Source organism: Arthrobacter sp. 2MCAF15, from assembly GCF_052115605.1.
In the GTDB taxonomy this organism is placed as follows: Bacteria; Actinomycetota; Actinomycetes; order Actinomycetales; family Micrococcaceae; genus Arthrobacter.
In genome coordinates this window covers 88,116-105,813 of the sequence record NZ_JBFRGZ010000015.1, presented here as the reverse complement: position 1 = coordinate 105,813, position 17,698 = coordinate 88,116, and the positions used below count along the sequence as shown (strand labels likewise).

Here is a 17,698-nt window from a genome sequence, read left to right as displayed (position 1 = left end):
ACCCGGAAGCTAAGACCCACAGCGCCGATGGTACTGCACCCGGGAGGGTGTGGGAGAGTAGGTCACCGCCGGAACACCATTAACGGTCGAGGACCCCCAACCACAGGTTGGGGGTCCTCCCGCATTTAACCCCCAAAAMAAAAAATCCGGGTTAGTAGGACAAATACGTTTGTAAATCCCGGGTGTGTCACGAGTTTCGTGCCTGGACTCTGAGCTACTGGACTCTGGGCTTCTGGGCTCGATCGCCCACGGACTCGTCCGCAGGATGCCGTCCGGGGGCACTTTGACCTGGACACGCCGCGGTTACCGGGCCCAGGGGTCGGAATCGTGTTGAAAGGCGCCCCGGTCGGCGAGGGACGGTGATTGGAATGGGCCTCCGCTGTGCGGGTAGGGCATCACCGTGCAAATGGCTCAACTGCAAGCCTCCCCCCAAACATCATGGAGATCCAGGACCTCCAACCACGTCGCCGGCGTCTCCCGACCAGGCCCAAAACAGGGTCTGGGCCACCAGCGCTGCCCGCCGGCCGCCGCCACGGAGAGATTTGCGGCTGAGGTTGTGAGACTTGCCACCGCGGGTCCGATAGACCCGCTGCCGTTAGCCGGTGGCGTGTCGCTCGCCTAGAATTGATGGAGATGTACGGACTTCGAAGCGCTTGATTTCGGGTTGCGTAGGAAACGAAACACGGAACAGAGCGGCTGCGATTGCGCCAGTGGTCAGCTCGCAACAGGAGGATCCCAGCATGGCTGATCACAACGATGGCAACCGCGGCGGCAAGGCCCGCGACAACTCCGGCGGAGCCCCTTTCCGCGGCACGAGCAACTCGGGCGGCGATCCTCGCGGGTTCCGTTCCAGGGAAGACCGTGAAGGCAAGCCCTACAGTGAGCGTGCTCCGCGTGAGGGTGGCGGCCAGCGCAGCTACGGCAGCGGGGACCGTGACCGCAAGCCTTACAGTGGCGGGGATCGTAAGCCGTACACGGGTGGCGAGCGTAAGCCCTATGGTGATCGCGGCCCGCGTGAGGGCGGGGATCAGCGTGGTTTCGGGGGCAGTGATCGTAAGCCGTACAGCGGCGGCGCCGGCGGTGAGCGTAAGCCTTACGGTGATCGTGCCCCGCGTGAAGGTGGAGGCCAGCGCAGCTTCGGTGGCGATAGCCGTCCGTCTTATGGCGATCGTAAGCCGTATAGCGGTGGTGGCGATCGTAAGCCGTATAGCGGTGGTGGCGATCGTGACCGCAAGCCCTATGGTGATCGCGGCCCGCGTGAGGGCGGGGATCAGCGTGGTTTCGGGGGCAGTGAGCGTAAGCCGTACAGCGGCGGCGCCGGCGGTGAGCGTAAGCCTTACGGTGATCGTGCCCCGCGTGAAGGTGGAGGCCAGCGCAGCTTCGGTGGCGATAGCCGTCCGTCTTATGGCGATCGTAAGCCGTACAGCGGTGGTGGCGATCGTGACCGCAAGCCGTACGGTGATCGTGCCCCGCGTGAGGGTGGCGGCCAGCGCAGTTTCGGCGGCGGCGACCGTGACCGCAAGCCCTACGGCGCCGGCGATAACCGCAAGCCGTTCGGCAGCCGCGAGGACCGTCCCGCACGCAGCTTCGACCGTGGCGAGTCAGGTCCGCGCCAGTATGGTCGCGACCGTCCCGAGGACCGTCCGGTACGCGTGCCCAACGCGCGCGATCTCCGCAGCGCCAACCGTCCCGACCGGGAGCGTTCACCGCAGATCGACGAGGACGTCACGGGCAAGGAACTTGACCGCGCCACCCAGCACCAGATCAAGACTCTCGAAGGCACCAGCGCCGAATGGGTGGCCCGCCACCTTGTCATGGCCGGACGGCTCCTTGACGAGGAACCTGAGCTTGCCTTCCAGCATGCCCTGGCAGCCAGCCGCCGTGGCGGACGCCTTGCGTCCGTCCGCGAAGCTGTCGGCCTGACCGCCTACGCGGCCGGCCACTATGGTGAGGCTCTCCGGGAATTCCGCACCTACCGCCGGATCAGCGGCTCCAACATGCACCTGCCGGTCATGGCCGACTGCGAGCGGGGCCTTGGCCGTCCGGACCGTGCCCTGGACATGGCCCGATCCGAGGAAGCCAAGGATCTCGACGCCCCGGGCAAGGTGGAATTGGCGATCGTGGCAGCCGGTGCCCGCACCGACCTCGGACAGTTCGACGCCGCGGTTTCCGAGCTGGAGATCCCGCTGCTGGACATCAACCGGGCCTTTTCCTACAGCCCCCGGCTGTTCCGCGCGTACGCTGATGCGCTGACGGCAGCCGGCCGCGCGGCTGAGGCCGAGAAGTGGCAGCGCCAGGCCGTCGTGGCCGAAAACGCACTGGGCCTGGGTGAGGACGAGGACCCTGACATCATCGACCTCGGCTGGGACGAGGAAGAGGAAGCCCGTGAGGAGAACCGGCAGCGCCGGCTCCGCGAGCAGGAGAATGCCGACACGCACGCCGGCACCGAAGAGCGCGCCCCGCGTGCCGCCGGTGCTGCTGCCGCCGCGGAAACCACCGTCGCCGCAGCTGAGGCGGCCGGCCTGAACGCGACCGACGGCAGCGCCATCGACCACAGCGCCATCGACCACAGCGCCGACGACGCCGAAGGGGACTACTTCGAGTCCGACGACGCCGAGTCCGACCAGGATTCGGTGGAAGCCGACGTGCTGAGTGAATCAGAAGTGCTCGATAACGCCGGCGGCGAACCGGAGGCCCAAGAGGCCGAAGCGGATCAGGAATTCCTGGACGACTCCGAGGCCGCCCGGCATGACCGGGCCGAGGACTAGCCGCATGGGCGACACGGCACTGATCTCCACGTTTGATGCCCTGCTCTCCGACCTCGACGGCGTGGTGTACGCCGGCCCCCATGCCATCCCCGGGGCCGTGGAATCGCTGTGCCGGCTCGCCGGCGTCGGCGTCGGGCTGGGCTACGTCACCAACAACGCCTCCCGCTCCCCGGCGCAGGTAGCGCAACACCTGCGCGACCTCGGAGCCCCTGCCGAGGATCACCAGGTGGTGAGTTCCTCTCAGGCGGCGGCGGCGCTTCTGGCCTCGATGCTGCCTGCCGGGTCGCACGTGCTGATCACCGGCAGCGCCGCGCTGGCCCAGGAAATTGAGCTGGTGGGCCTGGTTCCCGTCCGCGGCGCGGGGGACAACCCTGTCGCCGTCGTGCAGGGCTTTAGCCCGGACATCGGGTGGAAAGACCTCGCGGAGGCGTCGTACGTCGTGGCCGGCGGCGCCCTCTGGGTGGCGACCAACACCGACTGGTCCATTCCCCAGGCGCGCGGCATTGCCCCGGGGAACGGGACGCTTGTGGCGGCCGTGGCGGCCGCGACCGGCAAGACCCCGATTGTGGCGGGCAAGCCCGAGGCGCCGCTGTTCCATACGGCCGCCAAGCGGCTGTCCGCCGACCGGCCGCTGGTTGTCGGTGACCGCCTGGACACCGACATCCTGGGCGGCAACAACGCCGGTTTCGCCACGGTGGCTGTGCTGACCGGCGTGGACACTAGGGAATCGATCCTCGCCGCACGGTCCGTGGAGCGCCCGGATTTTCTCATCAATGATCTCACCGGCCTGTACGCGCCGTACCCTTCCGTGGAGCACGACGCCGGGCGGTACAGCAGCGGCACGGCCTCGGCAATCGTGCGGGGGCAGTCGGTCCACATCAGCGGCGACCCCGCCGACCTCGATTCATGGCGTGCCGCCTGCTCGGCATGGTGGGCCGCGAACCCCGAGACCACCAGCGCGCTGGCCCCGGTCCTCGAGTGGCTCGATCACTAGGCTGGACCTATGACCGAGCTGAACCAGGATCCAAACCACGAGGCTCACGAGGCGGCTGAGGCTGGCGCCCCGACCGAGGCCGGCGTCGCCTGGCCCGATCTGCCGTCACAGCACGTCCAAGACCCGGCCGTCAGTGCCGTGCTGGACCGCCTCGCGGCCGTGCGGCAGGCGCCGGTGTCCGGACACGGCGAAGTCTATGCCGGCATGCACGATGCCCTGCTGGAGGCCCTAAACGAGGACGTGGCCGGCCACGCGGGCGCGGCGCGCCGCATCCATGCAGCAGGGGACGGGGGATCGTGAGCCGGCTGGACCAGGCACTTGTCAGCCGGGGGCTGGCACGGTCCCGGACGCATGCCGCCCGGCTCATCTCCGAGGGAAAAGTCAGCTCCGGCGGCGAGATCCTCGCCAAGGCCTCACTGCAAATCCCGGATGACGCGGCGCTGGACGTGCGGGCCTCCGCTGAGGACGGCTACGTAAGCCGGGCCGGGCACAAGCTTGCCGGCGCGCTGGATGCCTTTCCCGCCGTCGACGTCGCCGGCAAACGATGCCTCGACGCCGGTGCCTCGACCGGCGGGTTCACGGATGTGTTGCTGCGCCGCGGAGCCGCCCACGTGGTGGCCGTAGACGTCGGGCACGGCCAGCTGGTCCCGGAAATCAGGCACGACCAGCGCGTTGCCGTCCACGAGGGCCTCAACGTCCGGTACATGACGCCAGGGGAAATCGGTGGACCGGCCGCATTGACGGTGGCTGACCTGTCCTTCATCTCGCTGACCCTGGTGGTGGCGCCGCTCGCCGCCTGCACGGTGCCCGGTGGTGACCTTGTCCTCATGGTCAAACCGCAATTCGAGATCGGCAAGGACCGGCTGGGGCGGACCGGCGTGGTCACCTCGGAGCGGGAGCGCAGGCTCGCCGTGACCAAGGTGGCTGCCGCCGCCGTGGACGCGGGCCTCGAATTGCGGGGCCTCGCCCAAAGCCCGCTGCCGGGACAGGACGGCAATGTCGAATACTTCCTGTGGATAAAACGCGCGATGTCGGAAGTCCCGCCTAAGATCGAGGAGCGGGACGCAGCCGTTGCTGCGTTGCTCGGAACAATCTGGCCGAACCACTAGTACCACCAGAAGGCGGAACCCGATGAGCAGGCGTGTCCTCATCCTTGCCCACACAGGGCGCGAGGAGTCCCTCAAGGCTGCCTGGGAGGCGTGCGCCCTGCTGCATGATTCCGGTCTGGTCCCGGTGCTGCAGGAGAACGAGCTCGGGGACATGGTCCGGTTCTTCGGCCGGCTCGACCACCCTGTGGAGGTCCTGCACGACCACGTGAAGCTGCCCGAGGTGGAACTCGTCATGGTGCTGGGCGGGGACGGCACCATCCTCCGCGCTGCCGAGCTGGTCCGGGAAGTCGACGTGCCGCTGCTCGGCGTGAACCTGGGCCATGTGGGGTTCCTGGCCGAAAGTGAGCGGGCCGACCTCGCCCAGACCGTCGAGTGGATCGCCAGCCGTGACTACACGGTGGAGGAGCGCATGACGATCGACGTCCAGGTCTGGGTCCGCGGGCAGAAGATCTGGCACACCTGGGCCCTCAACGAGGCCGCGATCGAAAAGGGCAACCGGGAACGGATGCTGGAGGTGGTCACGGAAGTCGACGAACGCCCCCTGACCTCCTTCGGTTGCGACGGCGTGGTCCTGGCCACGCCCACCGGATCCACGGCGTACGCGTTTTCCGCCGGCGGCCCCGTCGTGTGGCCCGAGGTGGAGGCCCTGCTGATTGTGCCGATCAGCGCCCATGCCCTCTTCGCGAAGCCGCTCGTGGTGTCTCCCCGGTCCCGGCTCGCCGTGGAGATCCTGAACCGTACCGATGCCCAGGGCGTCCTGTGGTGCGACGGCCGCCGCTCGGTGGACCTGCCGCCCGGCGCGCGCGTAGAAGTGACCCGCTCCGCCACGCCCGTCCGGCTGGCCAGGACACACCAGACCCCCTTCTCCGGCCGGCTTGTGCGCAAGTTCCAGCTCCCCATCCAGGGCTGGCGCGGCCCCATGCCGCAGGCCAAGGCCATTCACACCGGACCCGTCCCGATCATCCGCACGCCCCGCCCCATGCCGCCGCTGCCCTCGCCGCACGACGCAGGACCCGGCGACGCAGTACCCGGCGACGGGCCCGATCCATCGCCAGATCCCTCAACCGAGAAGTGAACCATGCTTGAAGAACTGCGAATCCGCGACCTCGGCGTCATCACCGACGCCACCCTGCCCCTGGGCCCGGGCCTCAGCGTCGTGACCGGTGAAACCGGCGCCGGCAAGACCATGGTGGTCACCGCCGTCGGACTGCTCCTCGGTGCCAGGTCCGACGCCGGAGCGGTCCGCAGCGGCGCGAAGAGCGCCTCCGCGGAGGCGGTGCTGAAGCTCGACGCCGGGCATGCCGCCATCGCCCGGTCCCGGGAGGCCGGGGCCGACGTCGAGGAGTTCGACGGCGGTGCTGAACTGCTGCTTGCCCGCAGCGTCGGAGCCGACGGCCGCAGCCGCGCCTATCTGGGCGGACGGGCCGCGCCTGTCGGCGTGCTCGCCGAAATCGGCGAAACCCTTGTGGTGGTTCATGGCCAGTCGGACCAGATCCGGCTCAAGAGCCCGGTGGCGCAACGCGGCGCCCTGGACAAATTCGCGGGCGACAGCCTCGCGGGAACGCTGGCCGCCTACCAGGACCTCTACGCCCACTGGCACGCCAGCCAGGGCGAGCTGGACGCCCTGCGCAGCGCCGCCCGTGAACGCCTCCGCGAGGCCGAGTCGCTGCAGGTTGCCCTCACCGAGATCGACGCCGTGGACCCCCAGCCGGGGGAGGACGACGCCCTGAAAGCCGAGGCAGTGAAGCTGGCCAACGTCGAGGAACTGCGGATCGCGGCCAGCACCGCCCACCAGGCGCTCATCGCCGAGGACTTTGGCGAAGATGCCGACGCCACCACCCTGGTGGACGCCGCCAAGCGCACCCTGGAGCACGTTGCCGAACACGACGAGGAGCTGGGCTCAGCCGCGGCGCGCCTGGCCGAGGTCGGCTTCCTGCTCAACGACATCGCCGCGGAGCTCGCCAGCTATCAGGCCGCCCTTGACACGGAGGGCCCGGAACGGCTGGCAGAGATCGAGGACCGCCGGGCCGCGCTGGCCAAGCTTGTGCGCAAGTACGCGCCGAGCATCGACGAGGTGCTGGTCTGGGCCGAGGAAGCCCGGACCCGGTACGAGGAACTGCAGGACGACTCCACCCGGATCGAATCGCTGGACGCCGAGGTGACCCGGGCCGAGGCCGAGCTCACGAAGAAGGCCTCAGCGATCACCAAGGCGCGCACCAAGGCCGCGAAGGACCTCTCCGCACGGGTCAGTGCGGAGCTGAAGGCGCTGGCCATGGCCGATGCCACATTGGTCATCAACCTCGAGCCCGCCGGCCAGCTGGGACCGTTCGGGGCAGATGACATCTCGTTCCTGCTGCAGCCGCACTCGGGTGCGCCGGCCCGGCCGTTGGGCAAGGGCGCCTCGGGCGGTGAACTCTCCCGCGTCATGCTCGCCATCGAGGTGGTCCTGGCCGCTGTCGATCCCGTCCCGACGTTCGTCTTCGACGAGGTCGACGCCGGCGTGGGCGGCCGGGCCGCCGTCGAGATCGGCCGCCGGCTGGCGATGCTGGCACGGCACGTCCAGGTCCTTGTGGTGACCCACCTGCCGCAGGTGGCCGCGTTCGCGGACCAGCACATCAGGGTCACCAAGACCTCCGTGCGGGGCGCCGACGGCGCTACCGCCACGGGATTCACCTCCAGCGACGTGCAGCTGCTGGATGAGGCCGAGCGCGTCCGCGAGCTGGCCCGCATGCTCGCCGGCCAGGAGGACTCGGAGTCGGCGCAGGCCCACGCCCAGGAGTTGCTGGACGACGCCAAACTCCTGCCGCAAATCTAGGCGGGGTCGCCGGGACTTCCGCACGGAGTTCCGCGGGTGCCGCTGCTAGGACAACAATCACATCGGGATCCCGCCAGGGAGCCCGTGGAAGGCCGAATTGATGATAAGCTCAAACCCCGTGGTGCAGCGATCAAACTCTCGTGTAAATTCCCGGTTCCCGGGCTCGTCCAAGACGACCAAACACATCTTCGTCACCGGTGGTGTAGCGTCCTCGCTCGGTAAGGGACTGACGGCTTCGAGCCTCGGCCACCTTCTGCGGGCACGCGGTCTGTCTGTAACAATGCAAAAGCTCGATCCCTATCTGAACGTGGATCCGGGCACGATGAATCCCTTCCAGCACGGCGAAGTCTTCGTTACCGACGACGGCGCCGAGACGGACTTGGACATCGGCCACTATGAGCGCTTCCTCGATGAAAACCTCGAAGGATCGGCCAACGTCACAACCGGCCAGGTCTACTCGACGGTCATCGCCAAGGAGCGCCGCGGCGAATACCTCGGCGACACCGTCCAGGTCATCCCGCACATCACCGATGAGATCAAGCGGCGCATGCGGCTGCCCGCCGAGGGCAAGAACGCCCCGGACGTCATCATCACCGAAATCGGCGGCACGGTGGGCGACATCGAGTCCCAGCCGTTCCTCGAATCCGCCCGCCAGGTCCGCCAGGACATCGGCCGCGGAAATGTCTTCTTCCTCCACGTTTCCCTCGTGCCGTACATCGGCCCCTCGCAGGAGCTGAAGACCAAGCCGACGCAGCACTCCGTTGCCGCGCTGCGCTCCATCGGCATCCAGCCGGAGGCAATCGTGATCCGTTCGGACCGCGAAGTCCCGCAGCCGATGCGCGACAAGATCGGCCGCATGTGCGACGTCGACATCGACGCCGTGATCGGCTGCCCGGACGCCCCGAGCATCTACGACATCCCGAAGACCCTGCACTCCCAGGGCCTGGATTCGTACATCGTCCGCGCCCTGGACCTGCCGTTCAAGGATGTGGACTGGACCAGCTGGGACAAGCTGCTGGACGCCGTCCACAACCCGAAGCACGAGGTTGAGATCGCGCTCGTGGGCAAGTACATCGACCTGCCGGACGCCTACCTGTCCGTCACGGAGGCCCTGCGCGCCGGCGGCTTCGCCAACGACACCAAGGTCAAGATCCGCTGGGTCCCCTCGGACGAATGCGAAACCCGCGAGGGCGCTGTGCAGTCCCTGGCCGGCGTCGACGCCATCTGCGTTCCGGGCGGCTTCGGCATCCGCGGCCTCGAAGGCAAACTTGGCGCCCTGAAGTATGCCCGCGAAACCAAGCTCCCGGTCCTGGGCCTGTGCCTGGGCCTGCAGTGCATGGTGATCGAGTACGCCCGCAACGTGGTTGGCCTCGAGGGCGCGTCCTCGTCCGAGTTCGAGCCGGATTCCAAGTACCCGGTCATCGCCACGATGGAAGAGCAGTTGGACATCGTTGACGGCAAGGGCGACCTCGGCGGCACCATGCGCCTGGGCCTGTACGAGGCCAAGCTGGACGAAGGATCCGTCGTCGCCGAAACCTACGGCGCCACGAATGTCAGCGAACGTCACCGGCACCGCTACGAGGTCAACAACAAGTACCGCGAGCAGATTGCCGCCAAGGGCCTGAGCTTCTCCGGAACCTCGCCCGACGGCAAGCTGGTCGAGTTCGTGGAACTTCCCCGCGACGTCCACCCGTACTACGTGGCCACGCAGGCGCACCCCGAGCTCAGCTCGCGGCCCACGCGCCCGCACCCGCTGTTCGCGGGCCTGATCAAGGCCGCCCTGGGCCACCAGCAGGCCGCCGACTCTGCGCCCGCTGCCACCATCAGCGCCAGCGCCAAGACGGACAGTGCGAAGGCCGATGCCCCGGCCCCTGCGCCCAAGCCCTCGTCGGCAGCAGTGTCCAAGTAATTTCCAACTGAATCAAAGGACGGCGCGATGCCCGGTATGTCTGAGACCCCCAATGCTGCACGGCAGGTTTCGGATGAGCCGAGCCCGCGCCGTCTTTTGTCTTCCCGGAAGGTTTACGAAGGCAGGATCTGGGACGTCGTCAGCGACAGTTTCCAGCTCAACGACGACGGCGACACCCTGGTCCGGGACTACATCGACCATCCCGGCGCGGTGGCCATTCTCCCCATGAACGACGCCGGCGACGTGCTGCTGCTCCGGCAGTACCGGCACCCCGTCGGCATGGACCTCTGGGAGATCCCCGCCGGGCTGCTCGACGTCGAAGGCGAGGACTTCGTCGTCGGCGCGGCCCGCGAACTGGCCGAGGAAGCGGACCTCGTAGCGGACCGCTGGAACGTGCTGGCGGACTTCTTCAACTCGCCGGGTTCCTCCAGCGAGGCCATCCGCATCTACCTGGCCCGCGGCCTGAGCGAGGTGCCGGGCCATGAGCGGCACGTCCGCACCGACGAGGAAGCCGAGATCGAGCTGCACTGGACGCCGTTGGACCAAGCCGTACTGGCGGTGCTGGACGGCCGCCTGCACAACCCGTCCGCCGTCGTCGGCGTGCTGGCCGCGGCCGCCGCACGCGCTGACGATTTCGAAAGCCTCCGCCCGGCCGACGCACCCTGGCCCGCCCATCCCAGCCAGCGCCGATGACCGACGCGCTGATCGCCGAAACCCCAAGGCTGGATCCGGCGGCCCCTGCGCAACTTCCGGCCCCCGGGCCGGCGCCCGCGCAACCTTCGGCCCCGGCGGCGTCAGCCGCTCCCAAACGCCCGCCCGCGCGGCCGCTCACCGCGATTGACCGCGCAGTGACTGACTACCTGCAGCATATGAGTGTGGAACGCGGACTCGCGGCAAACACCCTCGCCGCGTACCGGCGCGACCTGGCCCGCTACGCGAGCCACCTCGCCCGGTCCGGACGCCAGCGCCCGCCGGAGGTCACACGCCACGACGTCACCGGATTCGTCCAGGCGCTCTCCGACGGCTCCGACGGCGGCTCCTCCCTGGGCGTCCGGTCCGCGGCGCGCACAGTCGTGGCAGTGCGCGGCCTCCACAAATTCTGGGCGCTCGAAGGCGTCACACCCACCGACCCCGCCAGCGATGTCCACCCGCCCATGCCCGGCAAACGGCTGCCGAAAGCCATCAGCGTCGGCGAGGTCACCAGGATCCTCGAGGCGGCCGGCACGGACACGGCAACTGGCCTGCGGGACCGTGCGCTGCTCGAGTTCCTCTATTCCACCGGTGCCCGCATCAGCGAAGCCGTGGGCCTGGATGTTGACGACATCTCCCTGCAGACCTCCCGGGAGGCAGGTGAAGGCGGTGGCCCGGCAATCGTCCGGCTCTTCGGCAAGGGCTCAAAGGAACGCCTCGTCCCGCTGGGATCCTATGGGGCACGCGCCCTTGACGCCTACCTGGTCCGCGGGCGGCCCCTGCTGGCCGCCAAGGGCAAGGGCACCCCGGCGCTGTTCCTGAACGCCCGCGGCGGCAGGATCAGCCGGCAAAGCGCCTGGACCATCCTGAAGGCTGCGGCGGACAAAGCCAACATCACCAAAGACGTGTCACCGCACACCCTGCGGCACTCCTTCGCCACCCACCTGCTGGAGGGCGGCGCCGACGTCCGCGTGGTCCAGGAACTGCTGGGACACGCCTCGGTGACCACCACACAGGTCTACACGCAGGTGACGGCCGATACGCTGCGGGAGATCTATGCCGCCGCGCACCCCCGCGCCCTGGGCTAAGACAAAGTCAGCCGGTTTCGGCACATCGTGCCGGTTCCTGCGAACTTTTTGCTGGCCCGTGTAAGAAAATACAGGTCACAGGACACTTAGGCATCAAGAACAAGTCATCGATGTCCGGGGGAACCACCATGTTGGCTGCCAAAGAGCAAGCGTTCATTGATCTGCACACCCAGCACTCCGCGCGGGTCTACCGCTATATAGCCTGCCGTATCAGTGACCGGCACCGCGCCGAGGAACTGGCCGCGGACGTCTTCAGGATTGCCTGGGAAAAGGAGTTACCCGAACCGCCCGGCATTGGCTGGCTGTTGGCAACGGCCCGGAACGTGATCGGCAATGAGTACAAAGGCCGCCGTCGCCGCCAGGAACTTCTCGAGCGACTGAAAGACGAGGTCCGAGGCCAAGTCCCCGAGGAAAACGATGAACAACGGGCCGCCGTGACAGATGTGCTGGTGCAGCTCAGGGAGCGGGACCGCGAGGTCCTCATGCTCTGCTACTGGGATGAGTTGACCATCGCTGAACTGGCGCAGACTCTGGGATGTTCGTCCTCCGCCGCTGCCGTCCGCCTGCACCGGGCACGCCGGGCATTCGCGAAAGCTGCCCCGTCACATCTCATGACCGAACGGAAGGACTAGCCATGGACCGCATCGAACAGCTCATGAAGGATGCCAAACCCCGCGTCGGAGAACCGGGCGCAGCGCCGGGAAGCGACCCTGCCCGCTCGAGCGTATTTTCCACGGATCCGAACGTCGTCCTTTTGGCAGGGCGCACTCCGGCACGACGCAATACCGTGCGGGCTGCGGCCGCGACTGCTCTGGCCGCTGCAGCGACCATTGGCGCAGTGGTTGTCGGCGGCAACCTGATGCCGCAGCCGGCGCCCGGGCCGGCCCAGACGGGCATCCCGACGCCGACTGTATCCGCCAGCCCCTCGCCGGATGCCCCAAGCCCATCCGCTCCCGCCACCACTCCCGGTCAAGCCAGCACCGCCCACGGAGCCTTGAGCACGGACGGCGTTGCGTGCAGCATGGCAAACGTGGACCAGCAGCGCAACGACCAGAAACGGGCCATCACAGCGATTCCCGCCGCCGAGCAGGCGTATTACACCGTGCTGGGCTGTGCCGACGGATGGCTTGCGTATTCCATCTCCGATGACGGGGTCCGGGCGCTCCAGCTTGATGGCGGCAACGCGTGGTATCAAATTGCCAGGCTGCAGAACGGGCGTTTCCTCTGCGACTTCCGGCAGGTCTGGTCCAGCGTTTTCAGCTGGAAGTTCCAGGCGCTGAACAACCAAGGACTCACCCCGCAGCAGGCCATGGACAAGGAATTCGCGGAAAAGGGGATTCCGGTCGAACTGCGGCCGCAGCTTGTCGGCGATGGTCCGGCAGCCGGATAGCATCGGTAGGCTGCGGCGGCTATAGGGTTGAGCACATGAAGCTCACGCCTGTCGCCCTCTGCTTCCCGCTCCGTGACGCGGCGACCGGTACCGAGGTGCTGCTGGGCCTGAAAAGGACGGGTTTTGGCATCGGCAAGATCGTCGGCATCGGAGGCCACGTGGAGCCGGGGGAGAGCGACGCCGAGGCCGTGGTCCGCGAAGTCTGGGAAGAGGCCGGAATAGTGGTGCTCCAAGAGGACTTGGCCCATGCCGGCGTCGTCGAGTTCATCTTTCCCGCCCGGCCCGACTGGAACATGTCGTGCCGGCTCTTCACCACCCGGCGGTGGGAAGGCGAAGCCGCCGAGAGCCCGGAAATCACGCCCGAGTGGTTCGACGCCGCGTCGTTGCCCCTGGCGAGGATGTGGCAGGATGCGGGGCACTGGCTGCCCCCGGCGCTGGCCGGCGAAACGATCGACGTCGTCGTGGTCCTCAATGAGGACAACGAGACCGTTGCGTCCGTCCGGTATCCCTCCGCACGGGGGTGAGCGGGGCCGGCTCGCCGCAAAATAGCGCCGAAAGAACCGCGGGCCAGCCACCCTTCAAGGTGACCGGCCCGCGTTCTGTCTGCTGGCGTACTCGCTAAGTGGGACCCTGCTAGGCCAGGTGCCGCTCCTCGACGCCGTTGTACTCGCTCAACGGACGGATCAGCGAGTTCGAATCCAGCTGCTCCATGATGTGCGCGGTCCAGCCGGTGATCCGGCTGGCAACGAACAGGGGAGTGAACGTGGCGGTGTCGAAGCCCATGAGGTGGTACGTGGGTCCGGTCGGATAGTCGAGGTTCGGCTTGATCCCCTTCGCCTCGTCCATCGCGGTCTCGAGCCCGTTGTAGAGTCCCAGCAGCTCCGGCCGGCCATAGTGGGCAATCATCTTGTCCAGGGCCGACTTCATGGTGGGCACCCGGGAGTCGCCGTGCTTGTAGACCCGGTGGCCGAAGCCCATGACCTTCTTCTTTTGGGCCAGGGCGTTCTCCATCCAGGCCTTTGCCCGGACGTGGGCGTCCTCCAGTGACTCCTCCGGCCGGATGCCGATCTCATCGAAGGTGTGCATCACGGCCTCGTTCGCGCCGCCGTGGAGCGCCCCCTTGAGGGCGCCGATGGCCCCGGTCACCGCCGAATGCAGATCCGCCAGCGTTGAGGTGATCACGCGGGCTGTGAAGGTGGAGGCGTTGAAGGAGTGCTCGGCGTACAAAATCATTGAGACATTGAATGCGTCAACTACTTCGGGGACCGCTTCCTCGCCGAAGGTCATCCAGAGGAAGTTGGCGTCGTAACCGAGGTCCTCGCGGGGCTCCACGAGGTCCAGGCCGTGCCGGCGGCGCTGGTCGTAGGCCACCACGGCCGGCATCGCGGCAAACAGGTCAACGGCCTTGGCCAGGTTGGCCTCGCGCGAGGAATCCTCCGCCAACGGATGCCGGGCGCCCATGACCGACGTGGCAGTCCGGCAGACGTCCATGGGGTGCGCGGTGGTGGGCAGCGCATCGATCACCTGTTTGACGACCGGATCCAGCGCCCGCCCGGCTCGTTCCCTGGCACTGAACTCCGCCAGCTGATCCCCGGTGGGCAGCTCGCCGTTCCACAAAAGATAGGCGACCTCCTCGAAGCTGCACTTGGCGGCCAACTCCTGGACGGGATAGCCGCGGTACAGCAATGAATTGGTGTCCGGGTTGACCTTGGAGACCGCGGTGTAGTCAACCACGACGCCGGCGAGACCCTTTTTGATGTCCTGTTCAGCCATGCTGAAACTCCTTCGTTTCTGACTCCTGTACCGGCACGGGCCGGTGGTTCTGTGCGGGCTTACTTTCCGGGGATCTGGAAATTGAAGACCCCGGTGTCAAACCGGTTGTAAGCCTCATAGTCAACAAGATCGTACAAACGCGCACGGGTCAGCATGCTCCCAACCTGTGCCTCCTGGGTTCCGTCGGCCTTAATCGATTCCAGAGTACGCTCCGCAGCGCCCATGGCACTACGGAGCAGCGTCACCGGATAGATCACCATATTGACGCCGACGCCGGCCAGCTCCTCCACGGTGAACAGGGCACTCTGGCCAAATTCGGTCATGTTGGCCAGGATCGGGACGTCGACGGCGTCGCGGATGGCCTGGAACTCACTCAGATCCTTCATGGCCTCGGGGAAAATCGCGTCCGCACCGGCCTCCACGAGCGCCTTGGCGCGCTCCTGTGCGGCCTCGAGCCCGTCAGTGGCACGGATGTCCGTCCGGGCCATGATCAGGAAGTTCGGGTCGCGCCGGGCGTCGGCCGCGGCCCGGATCCGCTTGGTGGCGGTGTCCAGGTCCACCACGTTCTTGCCGTCGAGGTGGCCGCAGCGCTTGGGGTTGAACTGGTCCTCGATGTGGCAGCCGGCCAGGCCCGCGTTCTCGAGTTCCTGGACCGAACGGGCCACGTTCATGGGCTCGCCGAAGCCCGTGTCGGCGTCGACGATCGACGGCAGGTCCGTCATCCGGGCGATCTGCCCGGCGCGGGTGGCCACCTCAGTGAGCGTGGTCAGCCCGATATCCGGCAGCCCCAGGTCATTGGCCAGGACCGCGCCGGAAATGTATACCCCGGCGAAGCCCTTCTCCTCGATCAGCCGGGCCGAGAGCGGGTTGAACGCGCCGGGGAACTGCTGGATCGTGCCGGAGGCCAGGAGTTCGCGGAACCGGACCCGCTTCTGCTCCGGCGTGACCTTCGAGTACAGCATTAGAAGAGTCCCTTCGGTGCGGCGGCGAGGTCGATCACGCCGTCGGCAGCCTTGATGTTCAGCTGGTCCAGCTCGCCGGCGCCGAGCTCGGGGAGCCGGGCGGCGGCAGCGAGGAAGCGCTCGATTTCCGCGTCGTCCACCAGGCCGGCGGCGAGGGTGCGGAACTTGTTGACGTACTGCTCCCGCGCGAACGGCCGGGCGCCCAGCGGGTGGGCGTCGGCGACGGCGATGTCATCGGTGATGACGGTGCCGTCCTTGAGCGTGATCTCCACGGTGCCGCCGAAAGCCTTCTCCGCGATGTCCAGGGAGTGGTAGCGCCGGGTCCATTCCGGATCCTCCACCGTGGTGACCTTGTGCCAGAGTTCCACGGTGTCCGCACGGCCGGCGCGTTCGGGGGCGTAGGAGTCCACGTGGTGCCAGGTGCCGTCCTGCAGGGCGACGGTGAAAATGTACGGGATGGAGTGGTCCAGGGTTTCCCGGCTGGCCGTGGGATCGTACTTCTGCGGATCGTTGGCGCCGGAGCCGATGACGTAGTGCGTGTGGTGGCTGGTCTTGATCAGCACGGAATCGACGTTGGCCGGGTCCGTGACCTCGGGGTGTTCGCCGTGGAGCTTGCGGGCCAGGTCGATCCAGGCCTGCGCCTGGTATTCGGCCGAGTGCTCCTTGGTGTAGGTGTCCATGATGGCGCGCTTGGCCTCGCCGGGCGTCGGCAGCGGCACCTCGTAGGAGGCGTCCGGGCCGTCCAGCATCCAGGCGATCACGCCGTCTTCGCCTTCGTAGATCGGCACCGGGGAGGTCTGCCCGCGCATGGCACGGTCCGCGGATTCGACGGCCATCTTGCCGGCGAACGCGGGGGCGTGGGCCTTCCAGGTGGAGATCTCRCCCTTGCGGGACTGCCGGGTGGCGGTGGTGGTGTGCAGCGCCTGGCCGACGGACTGGAAGATGGTCTCGACGTCCAGGCCCAGCAGGGTGCCGATGCCGGCGGCGGCCGAGGGGCCGAGGTGCGCCACGTGGTCGATCTTGTGCTTGTGCAGGCAGATGGCCTTGACCAGGTTGACCTGGATCTCGTAGCCGGTGGCGATGCCGCGGATCAGGTCCTGGCCGTCGGAGCCGACGTGCTGGGCCACGGCCAGGATCGGGGGAATGTTGTCGCCCGGGTGCGAGTAGTCCGCGGCCAGGAAGGTGTCGTGGTAGTCGAGTTCGCGGACCGCGACGCCGTTGGTCCAGGCAGCCCATTCGGGGGAGACGCGTTCCTCGATGCCGAAGACCTTGGCGCCCTTGCCGCCGGTGCTGGGGCCATGGGTAAGCGCCTGCGCCCGGGCCGCGACGATCGGGGCACGGTTCAGCGACGCGATCGCCACCGAGGCGTTGTCGATGATCCGGTTGATCACCATATCGGTGACCTCGTCGGTGACCGGCACGGGATCGGCGGCGACCTTGGCGATCTTGTAGGCGAGCTGGTCCTCGCGGCCCAGGTTTTCCTCGCTCTTGTAGACGCGGACGTGGTGTTCCTTAACCATGGTGCTCCTTTTGCTGAGGTGTATGCGTGGCTTTGACGTGGGAAAGGCTGCGGTGCAGGTGAAGTGTGGTGGCGGCCTCCGCCAGCCGCGGATTGCCGGCGGCGATCGCCTCGGCGATCGCGGCGTGCTCGGCGGCGGCGGCGGTGAGCCGGTCGGCGTCGTCGGCGGCCAGGCGCCGGACGCGCACGAGATGGACGCGGAGGCTGCGCATGGCCTGGGCGAGGTAGGCATTGGAGATGGCGGCGTCGATGGCCGTGTCCAGCCGTCCCACCAGCCCGTAGTAGTCGTGCAGGGCCGGATCCTGCCCGCCGATCAGTTCCGGGGCCCGGAGCAGTTCGCGCCGGAGCGCATCGAAGACCGCCGGGTCGCCGCGCTCCGCGGCGAGGGCGGCGGCCTTTCCTTCGAGGGTTTCGCGCAGTTCGAACAGTTCGTCGATGTCGTCCAGGGAAATGTCGGTCACGACGACGCCGCGGCCGCCCGTCGTCGTCAGTCCCTCGGCTGTGAGCCGGCTCAGGGCCTCCCGCAGTGGCGTGCGTGAAATGCCCAGCCGCTCGGACTGCTCCACTTCCGCGAGCACCGTTCCGGGCAGGAGGCGCCACTCGATGATGTCCTCGCGCAGGGCCTCGTAGGCCTTGTCGCTGGCGCGCATCCTGCCTCCTTCAGTAGTGGCCTTATCGGGT

Annotated in this window: 16 protein-coding genes and 1 rRNA gene; 13 read left to right on the top strand and 4 right to left on the bottom strand. The window is 67.7% G+C overall.

Translation table 11 applies throughout. The features are described 5' to 3' along the window. The 13 genes from rrf to AB4089_RS16830 form a co-directional block, all read left to right on the top strand. Nucleotides 1-74, top strand: a 5S ribosomal RNA gene (gene rrf / locus AB4089_RS16890); the annotation flags it as partial. Nucleotides 75-1,652: 1,578 nt separating this feature from the next. Further along, nucleotides 1,653-2,768, top strand: coding sequence for a hypothetical protein (locus AB4089_RS16885; protein WP_441410422.1), 1,116 nt, complete (start codon nt 1,653-1,655; stop codon nt 2,766-2,768). A 4-nt stretch (nt 2,769-2,772) separates the two neighbouring features. Then, the gene (locus AB4089_RS16880; RefSeq protein WP_441410421.1) at nt 2,773-3,762 is read left to right on the top strand and encodes an HAD-IIA family hydrolase; all 990 of its coding nucleotides are present in this window, start codon (nt 2,773-2,775) and stop codon (nt 3,760-3,762) included. Nucleotides 3,763-3,771: 9 nt separating this feature from the next. Next, nucleotides 3,772-4,062, top strand: coding sequence for a hypothetical protein (locus tag AB4089_RS16875; protein WP_441410420.1), 291 nt, complete (start codon nt 3,772-3,774; stop codon nt 4,060-4,062). Further along, a complete protein-coding gene (locus AB4089_RS16870; protein ID WP_441410419.1) occupies nt 4,059-4,871 on the top strand; it encodes a TlyA family RNA methyltransferase in 813 nt (270 codons plus the stop codon). The genes AB4089_RS16875 and AB4089_RS16870 overlap by 4 nt, the downstream gene beginning before the upstream one ends. A 22-nt stretch (nt 4,872-4,893) precedes the next feature. Beyond that, nucleotides 4,894-5,946 carry an NAD kinase gene (locus tag AB4089_RS16865; RefSeq protein ID WP_441410418.1) on the top strand — a complete coding sequence of 351 codons (1,053 nt, stop codon included), beginning with the start codon at nt 4,894-4,896 and terminating at the stop codon, nt 5,944-5,946. Nucleotides 5,947-5,949: 3 nt separating this feature from the next. After that, the gene (gene recN, locus AB4089_RS16860; RefSeq protein WP_441410417.1) at nt 5,950-7,686 is read left to right on the top strand and encodes a DNA repair protein RecN; all 1,737 of its coding nucleotides are present in this window, start codon (nt 5,950-5,952) and stop codon (nt 7,684-7,686) included. 100 nt (nt 7,687-7,786) lie between these two features. Next, nucleotides 7,787-9,595, top strand: a complete 1,809-nt coding sequence (locus AB4089_RS16855; RefSeq protein ID WP_441410416.1) for a CTP synthase — start codon at nt 7,787-7,789, stop codon at nt 9,593-9,595. 27 nt (nt 9,596-9,622) lie between these two features. Then, a complete protein-coding gene (locus tag AB4089_RS16850) occupies nt 9,623-10,288 on the top strand; it encodes an NUDIX domain-containing protein (protein WP_441410415.1) in 666 nt (221 codons plus the stop codon). Continuing rightward, on the top strand, nt 10,285-11,373 hold the full coding sequence (gene xerD / locus AB4089_RS16845; protein ID WP_441410414.1) for a site-specific tyrosine recombinase XerD: 1,089 nt from the start codon (nt 10,285-10,287) through the stop codon (nt 11,371-11,373). Before AB4089_RS16850 ends, xerD begins: the two co-directional genes overlap by 4 nt. Before the next feature lie 128 nt (nt 11,374-11,501). Continuing rightward, nucleotides 11,502-12,005 (top strand): RNA polymerase sigma factor, encoded by a 504-nt coding sequence (locus AB4089_RS16840; protein WP_441410413.1) that lies wholly within the window; start codon nt 11,502-11,504, stop codon nt 12,003-12,005. Between the two features lie 2 nt (nt 12,006-12,007). Beyond that, complete coding sequence (locus AB4089_RS16835; protein WP_441410412.1) at nt 12,008-12,763, top strand: hypothetical protein; 756 nt, start codon at nt 12,008-12,010, stop codon at nt 12,761-12,763. Nucleotides 12,764-12,798: 35 nt separating this feature from the next. Further along, the gene (locus tag AB4089_RS16830) at nt 12,799-13,287 is read left to right on the top strand and encodes an 8-oxo-dGTP diphosphatase (protein ID WP_441410411.1); all 489 of its coding nucleotides are present in this window, start codon (nt 12,799-12,801) and stop codon (nt 13,285-13,287) included. Between the two features lie 109 nt (nt 13,288-13,396). On the opposite strand, the gene AB4089_RS16825 is transcribed toward AB4089_RS16830, so the two are convergent. From AB4089_RS16825 to AB4089_RS16810, 4 genes are read right to left on the bottom strand one after another with little or no spacing between them, the layout of a single operon-like run. Continuing rightward, nucleotides 13,397-14,536 (bottom strand): bifunctional 2-methylcitrate synthase/citrate synthase, encoded by a 1,140-nt coding sequence (locus AB4089_RS16825; protein ID WP_441410410.1) that lies wholly within the window; start codon nt 14,534-14,536, stop codon nt 13,397-13,399. A gap of 59 nt (nt 14,537-14,595) precedes the next feature. Next, complete coding sequence (gene prpB / locus AB4089_RS16820) at nt 14,596-15,498, bottom strand: methylisocitrate lyase (protein ID WP_441410409.1); 903 nt, start codon at nt 15,496-15,498, stop codon at nt 14,596-14,598. Continuing rightward, a complete protein-coding gene (locus AB4089_RS16815) occupies nt 15,498-17,018 on the bottom strand; it encodes an MmgE/PrpD family protein (protein WP_441410408.1) in 1,521 nt (506 codons plus the stop codon). Before AB4089_RS16815 ends, prpB begins: the two co-directional genes overlap by 1 nt. Further along, entirely contained in the window at nt 17,011-17,667 is a 657-nt protein-coding gene (locus AB4089_RS16810) for a GntR family transcriptional regulator (protein ID WP_441410407.1), read from the bottom strand. The genes AB4089_RS16815 and AB4089_RS16810 overlap by 8 nt, the downstream gene beginning before the upstream one ends. Between the last annotated feature and the right edge of the window lie 31 nt (nt 17,668-17,698).